15 protein-coding genes and 2 tRNA genes are annotated in these 14,872 nt (G+C 62.2%); 9 read left to right on the forward strand and 8 right to left on the reverse strand.

All coding sequences use genetic code 11. From position 1 onward, the window contains the following. The first annotated feature begins 63 nt into the window (after positions 1-63). Entirely contained in the window at positions 64-1,713 is a 1,650-nt protein-coding gene (betA, locus tag M1D43_RS08845) for a choline dehydrogenase (protein ID WP_153314721.1), read from the forward strand. A 1-nt stretch (position 1,714) separates the two neighbouring features. Here betA and M1D43_RS08850 read toward each other — a convergent pair whose 3' ends face one another. Both M1D43_RS08850 and M1D43_RS08855 read right to left on the reverse strand, forming a co-directional pair. Beyond that, positions 1,715-2,194 (reverse strand): DUF6644 family protein, encoded by a 480-nt coding sequence (locus tag M1D43_RS08850; protein ID WP_010968939.1) that lies wholly within the window; start codon positions 2,192-2,194, stop codon positions 1,715-1,717. Beyond that, positions 2,194-2,580, reverse strand: a complete 387-nt coding sequence (locus M1D43_RS08855) for a DUF6152 family protein (protein ID WP_003536268.1) — start codon at positions 2,578-2,580, stop codon at positions 2,194-2,196. The genes M1D43_RS08850 and M1D43_RS08855 overlap by 1 nt, the downstream gene beginning before the upstream one ends. A gap of 279 nt (positions 2,581-2,859) precedes the next feature. Here M1D43_RS08855 and M1D43_RS08860 point away from each other — a divergent pair, with 279 nt between their 5' ends. The 5 genes from M1D43_RS08860 (at position 2,860) to M1D43_RS08880 (ending at position 6,961) form a co-directional block, all read left to right on the forward strand. Next, complete coding sequence (locus M1D43_RS08860; protein ID WP_153314723.1) at positions 2,860-3,657, forward strand: phosphoadenylyl-sulfate reductase; 798 nt, start codon at positions 2,860-2,862, stop codon at positions 3,655-3,657. 47 nt (positions 3,658-3,704) lie between these two features. After that, positions 3,705-4,658 carry a sulfate adenylyltransferase subunit CysD gene (cysD, locus tag M1D43_RS08865; protein ID WP_003536273.1) on the forward strand — a complete coding sequence of 318 codons (954 nt, stop codon included), beginning with the start codon at positions 3,705-3,707 and terminating at the stop codon, positions 4,656-4,658. After that, positions 4,658-6,154, forward strand: a complete 1,497-nt coding sequence (gene cysN, locus M1D43_RS08870; RefSeq protein WP_027990695.1) for a sulfate adenylyltransferase subunit CysN — start codon at positions 4,658-4,660, stop codon at positions 6,152-6,154. Before cysD ends, cysN begins: the two co-directional genes overlap by 1 nt. 189 nt (positions 6,155-6,343) lie before the next feature. Then, complete coding sequence (locus M1D43_RS08875) at positions 6,344-6,595, forward strand: type II toxin-antitoxin system RelE family toxin (RefSeq protein ID WP_153314725.1); 252 nt, start codon at positions 6,344-6,346, stop codon at positions 6,593-6,595. A 9-nt stretch (positions 6,596-6,604) separates the two neighbouring features. After that, positions 6,605-6,961 carry a helix-turn-helix domain-containing protein gene (locus M1D43_RS08880; protein ID WP_153314728.1) on the forward strand — a complete coding sequence of 119 codons (357 nt, stop codon included), beginning with the start codon at positions 6,605-6,607 and terminating at the stop codon, positions 6,959-6,961. Between the two features lie 5 nt (positions 6,962-6,966). Here the strand turns inward: M1D43_RS08880 and M1D43_RS08885 are convergent, their stop codons facing one another. Together M1D43_RS08885 and M1D43_RS08890 are read right to left on the reverse strand one after the other, a co-directional pair. Further along, positions 6,967-7,110 carry a hypothetical protein gene (locus M1D43_RS08885; protein WP_080676623.1) on the reverse strand — a complete coding sequence of 48 codons (144 nt, stop codon included), beginning with the start codon at positions 7,108-7,110 and terminating at the stop codon, positions 6,967-6,969. 239 nt (positions 7,111-7,349) lie between these two features. Further along, positions 7,350-7,426, reverse strand: a tRNA-Pro gene (locus tag M1D43_RS08890). 279 nt (positions 7,427-7,705) lie between these two features. Here M1D43_RS08890 and M1D43_RS08895 point away from each other — a divergent pair. Next, the gene (locus M1D43_RS08895) at positions 7,706-8,119 is read left to right on the forward strand and encodes a hypothetical protein (protein ID WP_003536285.1); all 414 of its coding nucleotides are present in this window, start codon (positions 7,706-7,708) and stop codon (positions 8,117-8,119) included. An 83-nt stretch (positions 8,120-8,202) separates the two neighbouring features. Here M1D43_RS08895 and M1D43_RS08900 read toward each other — a convergent pair whose 3' ends face one another. From M1D43_RS08900 to M1D43_RS08910, 3 genes are all read right to left on the reverse strand, one after another. Continuing rightward, positions 8,203-10,818 carry a mechanosensitive ion channel family protein gene (locus M1D43_RS08900; RefSeq protein ID WP_153314730.1) on the reverse strand — a complete coding sequence of 872 codons (2,616 nt, stop codon included), beginning with the start codon at positions 10,816-10,818 and terminating at the stop codon, positions 8,203-8,205. 151 nt (positions 10,819-10,969) lie between these two features. After that, complete coding sequence (locus M1D43_RS08905) at positions 10,970-11,317, reverse strand: hypothetical protein (RefSeq protein WP_017265084.1); 348 nt, start codon at positions 11,315-11,317, stop codon at positions 10,970-10,972. Between the two features lie 589 nt (positions 11,318-11,906). After that, positions 11,907-11,981: transfer RNA gene (locus tag M1D43_RS08910), tRNA-Gln, on the reverse strand. Between the two features lie 253 nt (positions 11,982-12,234). On the opposite strand from M1D43_RS08910, the gene M1D43_RS08915 reads away from it, so the two are divergent. Next, entirely contained in the window at positions 12,235-13,143 is a 909-nt protein-coding gene (locus M1D43_RS08915) for an MBL fold metallo-hydrolase (RefSeq protein WP_010968932.1), read from the forward strand. 54 nt (positions 13,144-13,197) lie between these two features. On the opposite strand, the gene M1D43_RS08920 is transcribed toward M1D43_RS08915, so the two are convergent. Beyond that, positions 13,198-14,106 carry a DUF1499 domain-containing protein gene (locus M1D43_RS08920; protein WP_010968931.1) on the reverse strand — a complete coding sequence of 303 codons (909 nt, stop codon included), beginning with the start codon at positions 14,104-14,106 and terminating at the stop codon, positions 13,198-13,200. A gap of 293 nt (positions 14,107-14,399) precedes the next feature. Between M1D43_RS08920 and M1D43_RS08925 the strand changes: the two genes are divergently transcribed. Next, entirely contained in the window at positions 14,400-14,789 is a 390-nt protein-coding gene (locus M1D43_RS08925) for a hypothetical protein (RefSeq protein WP_003536293.1), read from the forward strand. The last annotated feature ends 83 nt before the right edge of the window (positions 14,790-14,872 follow it).

Raw genomic sequence — 14,872 nt, forward strand, 5'->3', positions numbered from 1 at the left:
AGAAGGTGGCGGCAGCCGGATGAGGGGGCATGCCGAGTGCATCCAAAAAAGAAAGCAGCGAGAATGCAGGCAGATTTCGTCATCATCGGTTCCGGCTCGGCGGGCTCGGCGCTCGCCTATCGCCTGTCGGAAGACGGCAGGAATTCGGTCATCGTGCTCGAGTTCGGCGGCTCGGATGTCGGTCCGTTCATCCAGATGCCGGCAGCGCTTGCCTGGCCGATGAGCATGAACCGCTATAATTGGGGCTATCTCTCCGAACCCGAGCCGAATCTCAACAACCGGCGCATCACCGCGCCGCGCGGCAAGGTGATCGGCGGCTCCTCCTCTATCAACGGCATGGTCTATGTCCGGGGCCATTCGGAAGACTTCAACCGCTGGGAGGAACTCGGCGCACAAGGCTGGGCCTATGCGGACGTGCTGCCCTATTACAAGCGGATGGAGCATTCGCATGGCGGCGAAGAGGGCTGGCGCGGTACCGACGGGCCGCTGCACGTCCAGCGCGGCCCGGTCAAGAATCCCCTGTTTCACGCCTTCATCGAAGCGGGAAAAGAGGCCGGCTTCGAAGTCACCGAGGATTATAACGGCTCGAAGCAGGAGGGCTTCGGGCTGATGGAGCAGACGACATGGCGGGGCCGCCGCTGGTCGGCCGCTTCCGCCTATCTGAAGCCGGCGCTCAAACGTCCGAATGTCGAGCTCATCCGTTGCTTCGCCCGCAAGATCGTCATCGAGAACGGCCGGGCGACGGGCGTGGAGATCGAGCGGGGCGGACGGATCGAGGTGGTGAAGGCCAATCGCGAAGTGATCGTCTCCGCCTCTTCGTTCAATTCGCCGAAGCTGCTGATGCTGTCCGGCATCGGCCCGGCTGCGCACCTCAAGGAGATGGGAATTGACGTGAAGGTCGACCGGCCCGGCGTCGGCCAGAACCTGCAGGACCACATGGAATTCTATTTCCAGCAGGTGAGCACGAAGCCGGTTTCACTCTATTCCTGGCTGCCATGGTTCTGGCAGGGCGTCGCCGGTGCGCAATGGCTCTTCTTCAAAAGAGGCCTCGGCATTTCCAACCAGTTCGAGTCCTGCGCCTTCCTGCGCTCGGCACCCGGCGTGAAGCAGCCGGACATCCAATACCACTTCCTGCCGGTGGCGATCAGCTATGACGGCAAGGCGGCGGCGAAGTCGCACGGCTTCCAGGTGCATGTCGGCTACAACCTGTCGAAGTCGCGCGGCAACGTCTCGCTCCGCTCCTCCGACCCGAAGGCCGACCCGGTGATCCGCTTCAACTATATGAGCCATCCGGAGGACTGGGAGAAGTTCCGCCACTGCGTGCGGCTCACGCGGGAGATTTTCGGGCAGAAGGCTTTCGACCTCTATCGCGGCCCCGAAATCCAGCCCGGCGAAAAGGTGCAGACGGACGAGGAGATCGACGGGTTCCTGCGCGAGCATCTCGAAAGCGCCTATCATCCCTGCGGCACCTGCAAGATGGGTGCGAAGGACGACCCGATGGCCGTGGTCGATCCGGAAACCCGGGTTATCGGCGTCGAAGGGCTTCGTGTCGCTGACTCCTCGATCTTCCCGCACATCACCTATGGCAACCTGAACGCCCCCTCGATCATGACCGGCGAGAAGTCCGCCGATCATATCCTCGGCAGACAGCCGCTCGCCCGCTCGAACCAGGAGCCGTGGATCAATCCGCGCTGGGCGGTGAGCGACAGGTAACTTATTCCGAGAGGAAACCGATCCAGCGCCCGGCAAGGACCGCGCCGGTCCAGATCGACATGGAAAGCAGCGCGGAAAGGCGGACCCTCGGGGAGAGCGGCCCGCCTTTGACGGCGTCGCGCCATTGCGGGGTCAGGTGCAATATGGCCGCGTTGAGTACGCCGAGCGCGAGCAGCGTCATCTTCGTCAGGAAGGCGGGGTTGGCGGCATATTCAACCGGGCGCACGCTGAAGAGACAGAAACCGGTGGCGATGGCCAACGCTACGCCGATTGCCGCCGTACGTGAAAGATAGGGTCCGACCACTGCGACCGGCACGCTGCGGAAGAAGCCGAGCAGCCGCAGGTCGAGCGGCAGGATCGAGCCGACGATTATCCCGATCGAGAGTATGTGGGCGGCGTTCACGAAGATGTAGAGCACCGCGGAGCGCCGTATCGCCACGGCGAAGGGCAACGCCCCGATCCACGTCAGCGCCTCCTCCATCAATTCGTCCGAATGCGCTCCGGATAGATGTCATAGACCTTTCCGGCGACTGTGATCCGCACGGCCTTCATCCTCTTCTCGTTCCGGTCGAGCGAGCGGTTGCCGAGCACGACGATCGGATCGCCGGCCTTGGCTGCCCCTTCCACAAAGCCCGAACGCTCGGTGAGCCGCGGGTTGCCGAGTTCGACGCGCCAGGTGCCGTCATTCCGCGTCTCGACCTGAAGGGTCGGATGCGGCGGTGCCATGGAGATCTCGCGTATCGTCCCTGAAAGCTCGACCTGATCGGCCTCCGCCCAGGACCAGCCGTGATGCGCATAGGCGCCCGTCACCAGAAGCAGGCCGAAAGCCACTCCAGCGAATATGCGGGACGGCAAGGATTTTGCCATGTCTTTGTCTCCTTTCGTGGGCTCGCGGGGTCAGTCTGAAAGTGGAGCACGCGAAGCAGATGGACAGAGCATTCAACGATTGTTGAACGGCAGCACCGCGCGCGAAGACAGCTGGCGGGTTTAATCGTAAGACAATAATCTACTGGATTACTAGGTTTTCTTAGAACTTTATGGATCAGAGAGATATTTGCTCTGATCCTTGAGCAATAGAAATCCGTTTTTCTGTCCATTGGCACCAGCGGCTGCCATATTCCGTGCAAATTGCAACAGGATGCAGCCATGACGACGCAATCCCTCAAAGCAGAAGCGGTGGCCCTCGAAGCAGACGTGATGGCCCTCGATGCGGAGGCGAAGGCCCTCAACGACAAGCTCGAAAGCCTGGATCTCGCCGGCCGGCTGGCGCTCATTGCCGGGCTTGAAGGCCGCGCGGTCTTTACCACGTCGCTCGGCATCGAGGACCAGGTCATTACCGCCGCGATCGGCAGCAACCGTCTCGACATCGAAGTCGCGACGCTGAAGACGGGCCGCCTCTTCAACGAGACGGTGGCGCTGATCGACAAGACCGAGGAAACCTATGACATCCTCATCAAGCGCTATTATCCTGAGAAAGCCGACATCGACGCCTATGTGGCGCAATACGGCATGAACGGGTTCTACGAAAGCGTGGAAGCCCGGCATGCCTGTTGCGGCGTGCGCAAGCTGAAGCCGCTTGCGCGCGCGCTCGACGGGGCAAGCTACTGGATCACGGGCCTGCGCCGCGGGCAGTCGGGCAACCGTGCCACGACCCCTTTCGCTGAAGCCGACGTCGAGCGCGGACTCATCAAGATCAATCCGCTCGCCGACTGGGACATCGAGACGATCCAGGTCCATGTCGCGGCAGAGGGCATTCCCGTCAACCCGCTGCACAGTCGCGGCTATCCGTCGATCGGTTGCGAGCCCTGCACCCGTGCCATCAAGCCCGGCGAGCCGGAGCGCGCCGGCCGCTGGTGGTGGGAGAACGACGAGAAGCGCGAATGCGGCCTGCATGTGCCGGAAGCGGCTTCCTCGATCATCCCCAACGCCAGCAACGCGGCCTGAGCGCCACGCGCCGCACCCGAAGACCACGATCTTCCCCGGAGTCAGCAATGCCCCATACTCTTCCGGAAACGGAACTGCACAATCCGCAGAGCACGAAACCGCCGCTCGATCCGCATCTGAAAGCGCTCGAGAACGAAGCGATTCACATCTTCCGCGAGGTCGCGGCCGAATTCGAGCGCCCGGTGATGCTCTACTCGATCGGCAAGGATTCGTCGGTCCTGCTGCATCTTGCCCGCAAGGCCTTCTATCCCGGCCGCATCCCCTTCCCGCTCCTGCATGTCGACACCGGCTGGAAGTTCCGCGAGATGATCGCATTCCGTGACGAGATGGTCGCGAAATACGATCTCGACCTCGTTGCCCACACCAATCCGCGCGGCGCAGCCGAGAACGTCACGCCGTTCACGCACGGTTCGGCGCTCTATACCGACATCATGAAGACCGAAGCGTTGCGCCAGGCGCTCGACGCTGGCCAGTACGACGCCGCATTCGGCGGCGCGCGCCGTGACGAGGAGGCAAGCCGTGCCAAGGAGCGCATCTATTCCTTCCGCACGCCGGATCATCGCTGGGATCCACGCAACCAGCGCCCGGAACTGTGGAACGTCTATAACGGCATGATCCGCAAGGGCGAGAGCGTCCGCGCCTTCCCTCTGTCCAACTGGACCGAGGTCGACATCTGGCGCTACATCCAGGCGGAAGATATCCCGATCGTGCCGCTCTATTTCGCCAAGAAGCGCCCCGTCGTAGAACGCGACGGCATGCTGATCCTCGCCGAGGATCCTCGTCTCGAGCTGCTTCCCGGCGAGGTCAAGCGCGAGGAAGTCATCCGCTTCCGCACGCTCGGCTGCTTCCCGCTAACGGGCGCGATCCGCTCCGAAGCCGACACGCTCGACGACATCATTGCCGAACTTGAAACCGCGACCGTCTCCGAACGTCAGGGCCGCGCGATCGACCGCGACCAGGCCGGTTCGATGGAAAAGAAGAAACGCGAAGGATATTTCTGATGACCGCACCGGCAGCAGCGAACGCAGCCCTGGACCAGACCGTCGTATCCCTCCCGGTGCAGGAGACTGCGCGGGTCGTGCGCGACACGCGCCCCCTTCGCCTCATCACCTGCGGCAGCGTCGATGACGGCAAATCGACGCTGATCGGCCGGCTGCTTTGGGACACCAAGGCGGTCAAGGAAGACCAGGCGGCAAGCCTTCAGCGCGATTCCAGCGGCAAGCAGAACGATCTCGGCCTTCCGGATTTCGCTCTCCTGCTCGACGGCCTTCAGGCCGAGCGGGAACAGGGCATCACCATCGATGTCGCCTATCGCTATTTCGCGACCGACAAGCGCTCCTTCATCGTCGCCGACACGCCCGGCCACGAGCAATATACGCGCAATATGGCGACCGGCGCTTCGACCGCCGACCTCGCCGTGCTGCTCGTCGACGCACGTGTCGGCCTTTTGGAGCAGACCCGCCGCCACGCGACGATCGCGACGCTGATGGGCATCCGCCAGTTCGTGCTGGCCGTCAACAAGATCGACCTGACGAACTACGACCGCGCCCGCTTCGATCAGATCTCGCACGAGTTCCGGGAACTGGCCCTTTCGCTCGGGGTCCGCCAGGTCACCGCAATTCCGGTCTCGGCGCTCAAGGGCGAGAACGTCGTCTATGACGGCCGCGCTTCCATGCCCTGGTATGACGGCCCGACGCTGATCGAGGTTCTGGAGCTTGCCACGACCCGCTCCGCCCAGACCGTCGGCTTCCGACTGCCGGTGCAGCGCGTATCGCGCCCGGGAGAAAGCTTCCGCGGCTATCAGGGCACGGTCGCCGGCGGCTCGGTGAAGCCGGGGGACTCCGTCGTCATCCTGCCGTCCGGCATGGTCGCCAATGTGAGCAAGATCGTCACCTTCGATCTCGTGCGCAATGCGGCGGTCGCCGGCGACGCGATCACGCTGGTGCTCGACCGCCAGGTGGACGTTTCCCGCGGCGACGTGATCGCCTCGATCGACAGCCAGCCGATGACCGGGCTCGCCTTCGATGCGCAACTCGTGGCGCTGCAGCCGGAAGGCATCCAGCCGGGCAAGCGCTACTGGCTGAAGTCCGGCAGCCGCCGCCAGCGCGTGCAGGTGCAGCCGGTCAGTCAGCTCGAACTCAAGAGCGGCAAGTGGAACCACGCCGACGAATTGCCGATGAATGCGATCGGCAAGGTGCACCTCGCCTTCGACGAACAGGCGATCTTCGACACCTATGAGCAGAACCGCACGACCGGCGCCTTCATCCTGATCGACCCCGACACCAACAACACGGTGGCCGGCGGCATGATCACCGCCAAGCGCGCCGCGCTCGGGGGCATCCATGCCGAGGAGAGCCGTGTGATCCTGTCTCTGCCGGCCGATCTCGCCGATCAGCTCATGGCAACGGAGCTCTTTGCGAGCCGCCGCGAAGACGTGGAGGTGCGTCGTGTCACGGCCGGCAAGGCGGTCAACATCATAGACGCGATTGACGGGTGACCTGACAAAGTCATCGATGAGCAGAGGGGCCGTCAGGCCCCTTTTTGCTGCGCAGCTTTCGACAGGCCGGTCCAAAAAACGCGTGCGTTGCACCGTGCCGCCCCTGATCGTTTCGGAATTGGTACCCAGACTTATTTTCCGTAAGCTAATTTTCCATTGCCATTTGTTCTCCGTATGCTAACTTCCAGCATGAAGAAGATCGTTTACAGCAAATCGTCGGTGAAGCTGCTCCGCCGCCTCGCGGCAAATGATGCGAAGCGCATTGTATCGAAGATCGAACAGTATGCGAGCGATCCAAAGTCTCTTGGGAACAACGTCAAGCCGCTGACCGGCTCACCTTACATTCGCCTCCGTGTTGGCGATTGGCGGGTTATCATGGACGATCAAGGTGTTGTCCTCGACATCATCAAGATCGGCTCTCGCGGCAGCGTCTACGAATAGGAGTCCGTTATGCAGACCATTACCACCCCGGGTGGCGAAACCCTGGTCGTCCTTCCCATTGCTGAATATGAAGATTTGCTCGATAGGGCCGATATCACGCAGGCCGACAAGGTGAAGGCCGATATCGCCGCCGGCCGCGACGAGCTCGTGCCGGCCGAGGTCGTCAACCGTCTTCTGGCTGGCGAGAACGCGGTCAAGGTCTGGCGCTCCCATCGCGGCATGGCCGCTCGAGAACTGGCGAAGAAGGCCGGGATCAGCGCTCCCTATCTCTCCGAAATCGAGAGCGGAAAAAAGGACGGAAGTCTTTCAACCATGAAGAAGATTGCCGAAGCTCTCTCCGTGGATCTCGACGATTTGGCGCAATAAGGCGTTCAGGCGCGCCGCTCGATCGTTGCGAGATCGATCGTCAGCGGCTGCGGATCGGCATGATTCCAAAGCTGATAGCCGACCACGCTGCCGAGAATGGCTGCCCAGACGACAAATTCACGTAGAGTGAAGATAGGTTCCTTCGACATCGCTGCCTCACCGGTTTGCGCTTTGGAGCATATTCGCGCCAATTGTTCACTCCGATAAGACGGAGATTCGAGAACAACCCGTTTCCCTGTGAACAATAAAAGCGTGGCAAAGGCTACGCCGGATCCGCACCGTCCGGCTGGCGGGGCCTATCGCTTATCGCGATCAAGACCTGAGGCCGCGCGTCACCCGGCTAAGAAGCCGGACCGAACAACAACAATAATCGGGGGATTGTTTCAGCTGGTCGGAGTGGAGTGATTCGAACACTCGACCCCCACGTCCCGAACGTGGTGCGCTACCAGACTGCGCTACACTCCGTGACCAGCGGCGCCTCTATAGAACAGCATTTTTGATTTCACAAGCGCCTATCGCAAAAAAGACCGTGCTAAGGGTCAAAATATTCCGGCCGCCGGCACGCCCGACTCATGCGGGAATAGGGCGTTTCTGCAACGCTCTCCAATTTCCTCGGCGGCAATGCTCCGTGCCGATTTTCTTTCACGGCTTTTAGCGCTAGAGCCTCGGCGGACCGCAAGGAAAACCGGGGGATTCCGGCCCTTCCGCGCCGCAGGTTTCAGGACATATCTAAGGGACAGACACATGAATTTCCGCATGATGACGGCGGGCGCCCTCGGGCTGCTTCTTGCCGGCTGCACGACGACGACCGGGATCACGAGAAATGCGGTCGAGGCACGCTGGCTCGGCCAGCCGGCGGGGCCATTTTTCGCCCAGTTCGGCCCCCCCATTTCCGACGTCGAAGCGGGCGGCGACACCGTCTATAGCTGGAAGGGCGGTTACAAGACGCGCAAGATCGCGGCAGAATACGAAAAGACCGCCGACGGCAAACGCGGCAAGCGCATCTCGGCCCCGCGCACGGAATATCTGAGCTGCTCCGTTCAGCTCACCGTCTCCTCCGACTACGTCATCCGCGCGATCCGGATCGTCGGCGACCGCAAGCGTCCGAACGGCCCGACCTGGTGCGAGGAGTTTCTGGGCGGCGCAAAGGCGGAGTAGGCAGCCCGATCCGCCCCGGATACCCCCGGCCCGCTGCCGCAAGCCAGCGGGCCAACTTCGTCATCCGGAACTGCCTTTCATACTCATTCGCCGGCGGCCTCGGCGGCACTCTTCCGGCGCTTCGCGCGCGTTTGCCCCGGCTGAGAAGATGTTGGGGCCGACGTCGCGGCTCGGCCATCGAACAGCTCGCGGACCAGCCCTTCGATGCTGGCGAGATCGCGAAGATGGATTTCGCGCTGGCCAAAGGGCATTTCGATATTTTCCTCGCGGAAGCGCCTGGCGATTTCGAAACGCATATCGCTCGCCGCGCCCGCATCGGCGTTGATGTTGCCAACGTGGCAGAACAAGGTGAACTGCAGGGCATCGGCTCCGAAATCGGTGAACGAAACGAAAGGCTCCGGAATTTTCAAGACGCGCGGATTGTCCATGGCGATTTCCAGCAGCACCCGCCTCACCTGCTCCGGGTCCGAATCATAGGAGACCCCCACCGGAATCTTCAGGCGCGCCGAGAAGTCGCCATGCATCCAGTTGACCACCTGGCCGCTGATCAGGTCGGCATTGGGTACGATCACGGTCACATTGTCGAATGTCTGGATCTGGGTAGCCCTGACGCTGACGCGCTGGACGATCCCCATGTTCTGGCCGACTTCGATGCGGTCCCCGACCTTGAAGGGCCGTTCGGCGAGCAGGATGATCCCGCTGACGAAGTTGTTGACGATGGACTGGAGGCCGAAACCGATACCGACGGACAGCGCGCTGGCAACGATGGCGACGTTCTGAAGATTGAGACCCGCATAGGAAAAGGCCACGAGACCCGCGATCGCCGCGCCGACATAGCCGACGCCCGTATGGATCGAGGTCCTGAGGCCGGCGTCGAGGCTGGTTTGCGGCAAGAGGCGGCCGTCCAGCCACCTCTGAAAGCCGCGCGTCGCGACGATTACGATGATGAAGACGACGATCGCGCCGAGAATAGCCGAAGGCGAAAACGAGAAGCCGCCGATCTCGAAACCGAAAAAGGCGGAGGCGAAGGTGCCGACCACGTCCTCCGATTGGATGCCCCAGGGCGCAAGAAGGGCCATGATGGCAATCATGATCACGACCAGACGCGCGAAGCCCGCGAGGATCACGCCGATCTGGCTGATCGTGTTGGGCTTGAACCCGATCGCCTGCCGCATGAAGCCGCCGATCCGGGTCTGTACCGAAAAGCCGTAGGAAATCGCCTCGTCGGCAAGGCGTAGCAAGAGCACGAGGCTCATCAGCACTGCCGTCGTGAAGACGATCTGGAGCGCAGCGAAGCGGCCGAAGGCCACAAAGCCTGCGAGCGGTGCAACGACGGTCAGAGCGGCGACCGCCCAGGTCACCGGAATCAGGAGTCGCCAGGCTGAGCTCGCTCCCTGCTGGCTCTCGTCGTCGTCTTCGCGAGCGACGAATCTGAGCGCGATCATGGCGAGGATGCCGAGCGCGACGGCACCGAGGCCTTGTGCCGCGACCGCGAAGGACAAGGGCGCATGCGTCGCCTTCAGGAAGGCATCGAGGGCAAGGCCGCCGGCGATGATCACCGCCATCGCAACGATGACCGGAATCAATTTCTCCGCCGCCGCGTCGGTGACGTCGACGAGACGCCAGCTCGGCCGTTCGGGCGCGAGTACAGCGATGGAGAGGCCGTAGAAGAAGGACGCGAAGGTCAGCCCGAAGAACACGGGCCTCAGGACCGCCGCCAGATCTGCAGGCAGGACACCGAGAATGGACATCGCCTGATAGAGCACGAAGAAGGCGATGGCCGGGATCAGGAGATTGGCAAGCGTGATGGCTGCTGCTGCGGTCGCCCTGGCGAGCCCGGATGGGTGAAGCACCGAAGGGTCGCGGCTGGTGCGCCGGGTCAGCCAGCGCCGGCCCGGCGACAGAAGGAAGGCGGCGAAGCCTATGACGACGACGAGAACGCCTGCGGCCGAACGGCCGGTGCGCTCGATCAGGGCACCGAACCAGTGTCCGACAACGCCGGACTGGTTGGCGAGCGTCTCCGGCGTCGCGGCGGCCAGATCGAACCAGAAGGAAGGATCGGCAAGGCTTTGCGAGCGCTGCAGGATAGAGCTCGTGAAGAGGGCGCGCCGCCGTTCTCCGATAATGTCGATGTTCTGCTGTGCGCGCAGCGCGATGAAATCCGCCTGCTGCACTATGCCCTGAAGACCGGCCGCCTCCGCCTGGAGCTGCGCATGTTCGAGCTTGATCGCTTCGGCCTGACTGCGGGCGGCCTGCTCATCGGCAGGCTTCAACTGCTCGACACGTTGATTGACCGCCTGCAGTCGCGGTTGCAGCTTCGCCTTGAGCCCGGCGGCATGCATGGGAATGGTACCGAGCTGCCTGCGCAGATCGGAGAGGGTGACGTCGTCGATGCGCTCGGCCTGGAGCCCACGCTCCACGCGTTCCAGCGTCGCCCGCCAGGCATCGATGCGTGCCTGTTCCTCCGGAAAGGCTTGCGGCGGCAATGCCGGCGCAGCATCCGCCTGGCTCGCCCCCTCGGCACCGGTTGCCGCGCCCGCTTCCGGCTGCGCTCCACTCTCCTGAGCGAGGGCGACTGATGAAAATGCCACCAGAAACGCGACGAGAAGCAAGCGAAACAATGCCCCGGCCGAAACGTTCGGCGCCCCGAAAAGATTGCCCGCCGCGCAAGCGCGACGAAGTATTCGCATGCTCGTCATTTTCAGTCCCTGTTCCGCAACCGCTTCATGTGTTTGCCGAGCGCGATCAGGTCGAGCCCGGGAGATCGGGGGGAACAATAAGATTGCTCGCCGGAATATCCAACCCGCCGGCTGAATTGAGTCGATTGCCGGCGATGAACTGCGGGGCGCCTCAGAGCGCGCTTGCAGTACTCTGCGTTTTCTCCGACAAGCATTGGGTGTAGTTTTCGAAGGCGTATTCCAAGGCGATAAAAGATACATCTTCGCCGAGACCATGCACCGCCAGATTTATTCGGCTTATTCCGTCCTTAAGCCTTGATCCATATGCAACGGACCACTCGCGCCGGTACGTCCGCTCGTTCTCCGTTACGGACATTACCCAGTCGCGGTTTTCGCTCCAGCGCGAACCTTCCTTGAGAGACTTGAAGTCCTTCCCCTGGCCATAGATATCTTCGAGTTCGCGTACTATCTCGTCAAACTTCGCCCGAACCTTCGTACCGAGCCGATCCGCCGTAAACATCACCGATCCGGCGTTTACGCGGCAAACACCGACAGTTTCGCTTATCTCTGCGGAATATACTTCGAAAGCAGGGTGACGCCTGGGCACGGTACAAAGCTTGTAGACGCCATAATGCGAAGGCTCATGGACTATCCGCAGAGAGTCCTTCCTCTGCCCTTGTTCAATGCCGAATGGTCCTGCCCACGCTGCGAAAGCAGACAACAATACAGTGACAGAAAGCAATGCGGTTTGAAAAATAATGCCATTCACTCCTCAGCCACTCCACTCCATTCCCTGGCTTTGGTTGGTATATTTATATTTGACTTATGTCAATAACGAATATTGATATATGAACATATCATAAAATACACCTTAAAGTAACCCATCAGAAGTGAATAGGTTATGACAACATAACTTATATATTTCAAACCTGGTCATCCAGTATAGTCGTCCATTCTTAGATCGGCAGGGAATTCCCGGAAGACAAGGTCGCTTATTGCAGCTTATTCTGAAGCCTCGACCTGCCACGCTCATCACAGGCAGCTTCTTCTTCCTCCTTATTCGGGATGGAAGTTCCTTCACTGTCGACGCTTGCGGGGGTGTGGGGGTATGGCTGGGGCGCCTGGATTCGAACCAGGGAATGGCGGTACCAAAAACCGCTGCCTTACCGCTTGGCTACGCCCCAACTAAACTGGCGGGAAATCTCTTCGCCAAATCGAGCGCCTGATTAGCAAAGCTCGTGCGCGCTCACAATGCTTAACTTCGTTTCGCCCGCAGATTTATGCCTTTGAGGCTCGGGCCGCAACGTCGGTCGAGCAACGGATGGTTCCCTCCCTGTGGCCTTTGGCCTATGGTCGCGCCGACGGGCCGGGAAACCGGTCTTGCCCCGGGAGCGGTCGTGCAAACGGGACACGGCAGGTGGATGGGAAGCCAGGAACATGCAAGCTCCGGAATTCGACCTCGATTTCAAGCCCGCCCATGGCGAAGCGGTGAGCGTAGCCGAGGGTGTCGAGCGCATCACCGTCAACAATCCCGGCCCCTTCACCTTCCATGGCACGAATAGCTACATCGTCGGCCGCCGCTCGGTCGCGGTGATCGATCCGGGCCCGGAGGACGACGCGCATTTCCATGCGCTGATGGACGCACTCAGAGGTCGCGAAGTGACGCATATCGCCGTCAGCCACACACATCGCGACCACTCTCCGCTCGTCGGCAGGCTTGCCCGGGCGACCGGCGCAATGGTTGTGGGCGAAGGCCCGCACCGGGCAGCCCGGCCGCTGCATGCCGGCGAGGTCAATCCGTTCGGCGAAAGTTCGGACATGGATTTCTCGCCCGATGTCGCGCTTTGCGACGGCGCACGCGTCGAAGGCGACGGCTGGAGCCTGACGGCGGTAGCGACGCCGGGGCACACGGCCAACCACATGGCCTTCGCGCTCGATGGGACCGGGATCCTCTTTTCCGCCGATCATGTGATGGCCTGGGCGACAAGCATCGTCGCGCCGCCGGATGGCGCCATGGCCGATTACATGGCCTCCCTCGATAAGCTGCTCCAGCGCGACGATCGGCTCTACCTGCCCGGGCATGGTGGTCCGGTCAACGAGCCTGCCTCCTTCGTGCGGGCGTTGAAGGCGCATCGCAGGATGCGCGAGCGCGCGGTGATCGAACGCCTGCGCGCCGGCGACCGGCAGATCGCCGACATGGTAAAGGTGATCTACGCCTCGACCGACCCGCGGCTGCATGGCGCTGCCGCACTCTCGCTGCTGGCGCATATCGAAGACCTCATCGAGCAGGGGCGCGTCGAAACAGAGGGGCCGCCGTCGCTCGCCAGCGCGTACCGGCTGGCGTGACGCTGGGTCGATCGCTGAAAGGCGCAATTCGGGGCGGAAAACCGCGCGCACTTGCTAATCGCCCGCGATCCCCAGAAGCTCGGCGTCGAGGTCGCGCAGGAACTCCTCGGCAAACATCGCTCCCATGCCCAGGTCATGGCGGCCGTAGCGCGAGGCCACGCGCAGATCGACGAAGGTCGTTTCCGCCTCTTCGCGCAATCTGATCAGCACGTCGAAACGGAAACCGACGACAAGGCTCCGCCATTCGCCTTGCAGGACGACGTCGCTGGATCGCCGTCCCGGTATGCCGTCGTCGACCAGTTGCGTGGGGCGCGCCGTCGGGACGGGGATGACGTTCGGGCCGGCATTCGCTTCCCCGCCTGCCTCGGGTCGCACGGCGAGGTCTTCGAGATCCGCCCGCGCGTTGTCGGCGCCGAACTCCGCAGTGGTGGCGATTCGCGTCTGCTCGACGACCTTGCGCACGCCTTGGAATACGCGGTCCAGCGCCCCTTCGTAGCGCCGGCCCGTAAGCCCCGGATAGGCCTCAACCTGCGCCTCGCGGTCTTCCCGCGTCACCGCACGCTTGCGCCCGAGCCAGCTTTCCGCGGTTGCCGGCGTCCTGATCCAGGGTGGCGGCGTTAAGGTATCGGTACTGACCTCGTAAAGTGCCGGTCGCGTCAGGTATTGCACCGCCCCATAACCGAGGAACCCGAGCGGAACCGCCGCGTAGAAGAGTGCCGAGACGGAAGCGGTGCCGCCGATCGCCGCCACCTGCCAAAGGCGCGTGAGCCCGATCGTTGCCAGCACGACGCCAAGGAGAGCCAAGCCACCGGCGATCAGCGCCAGCGCCAGAAAGTGCGGCGTCGTCAGAGGACCGAAACGATGCGACAGCAGCGACAGCAGAAAAACGATGAATGCGATGCGGGCGATGCGGCGCGCCCAATGGGCCGCGTAGGAATAGGGACGCTCGTACCGGACAATCATCTAACGGAATCAATCCCCGAGGCGGAAAAGGACCTCGCCTTTCTTAGACCATGGCTCGGGTAGTGCAAACCCGTATCTTTCCCCCATCGGCGATGGAGATCGCCCTATTGAGGGCAAAGAGAGAATGCGGGCGGCGAATATGGCGGCGCCACTCACACGAGTGCCGCAAATTTGCCATTCTCGTTAACCACCTATTCAGGTTCACTATTTGGCCGGACACACGGCGCTGTAGCATTTGGAGGCATCGGCCGTCGTCGCCGGCAAGAGGCGCGGCAAATCAACGGAGAGACATCATGGCCGCACAGCAGTCTACCATGGACATCGCCATCCCCGCCCCTCCGCCCCCGGTCGGCGAAGCTGCGATACCCATGGCACTTCTCGAGTTGGAGCTTTCGCTCGACCGCTTCTCCGGCGACAAGGACGATTTCGTCGGCTTCACCCATAAGGTGGCTCACGACATCGGCGCCGAACTGCTCTTCATTCTGCCGGCTTCCGGTCTTGTCGACGATTGCGTGACGATCGCCGCGGTACGCCACGGCCAGGCGGAGGACAAGACACCTATCATCCTGTTCATCTGTCTCGCGCAGGACGGCACCACCATCCGCGTCGAGCAGCCGAGCGAGCGCACCGCCGGGCTCAAGAGCTTCGCCAACTCCTTCGTCGGCGTCCTCGAGCGGATCTGAACTCCGCAGGGCGATTGACCGGCGATGCGCAACGGGCGCATGATGTCGCCGAGTTGAATCGTGCCCACGGACTTCGTCTTATG

The organism is Ensifer sp. R1-3 (assembly GCF_056739175.1).

Coding starts and splice junctions, on each gene's coding strand:
- betA (WP_153314721.1), top strand. CDS start 64: ATGCAGGCAGATTTCGTCATCATCGGTTCCGGCTCGGCGGGCTCGGCG.
- M1D43_RS08850 (WP_010968939.1), bottom strand. CDS start 2,194: ATGGAGGAGGCGCTGACGTGGATCGGGGCGTTGCCCTTCGCCGTGGCG.
- M1D43_RS08855 (WP_003536268.1), bottom strand. CDS start 2,580: ATGGCAAAATCCTTGCCGTCCCGCATATTCGCTGGAGTGGCTTTCGGC.
- M1D43_RS08860 (WP_153314723.1), top strand. CDS start 2,860: ATGACGACGCAATCCCTCAAAGCAGAAGCGGTGGCCCTCGAAGCAGAC.
- cysD (WP_003536273.1), top strand. CDS start 3,705: ATGCCCCATACTCTTCCGGAAACGGAACTGCACAATCCGCAGAGCACG.
- cysN (WP_027990695.1), top strand. CDS start 4,658: ATGACCGCACCGGCAGCAGCGAACGCAGCCCTGGACCAGACCGTCGTA.
- M1D43_RS08875 (WP_153314725.1), top strand. CDS start 6,344: ATGAAGAAGATCGTTTACAGCAAATCGTCGGTGAAGCTGCTCCGCCGC.
- M1D43_RS08880 (WP_153314728.1), top strand. CDS start 6,605: ATGCAGACCATTACCACCCCGGGTGGCGAAACCCTGGTCGTCCTTCCC.
- M1D43_RS08885 (WP_080676623.1), bottom strand. CDS start 7,110: ATGTCGAAGGAACCTATCTTCACTCTACGTGAATTTGTCGTCTGGGCA.
- M1D43_RS08895 (WP_003536285.1), top strand. CDS start 7,706: ATGAATTTCCGCATGATGACGGCGGGCGCCCTCGGGCTGCTTCTTGCC.
- M1D43_RS08900 (WP_153314730.1), bottom strand. CDS start 10,818: ATGACGAGCATGCGAATACTTCGTCGCGCTTGCGCGGCGGGCAATCTT.
- M1D43_RS08905 (WP_017265084.1), bottom strand. CDS start 11,317: ATGTTTACGGCGGATCGGCTCGGTACGAAGGTTCGGGCGAAGTTTGAC.
- M1D43_RS08915 (WP_010968932.1), top strand. CDS start 12,235: ATGCAAGCTCCGGAATTCGACCTCGATTTCAAGCCCGCCCATGGCGAA.
- M1D43_RS08920 (WP_010968931.1), bottom strand. CDS start 14,106: ATGATTGTCCGGTACGAGCGTCCCTATTCCTACGCGGCCCATTGGGCG.
- M1D43_RS08925 (WP_003536293.1), top strand. CDS start 14,400: ATGGCCGCACAGCAGTCTACCATGGACATCGCCATCCCCGCCCCTCCG.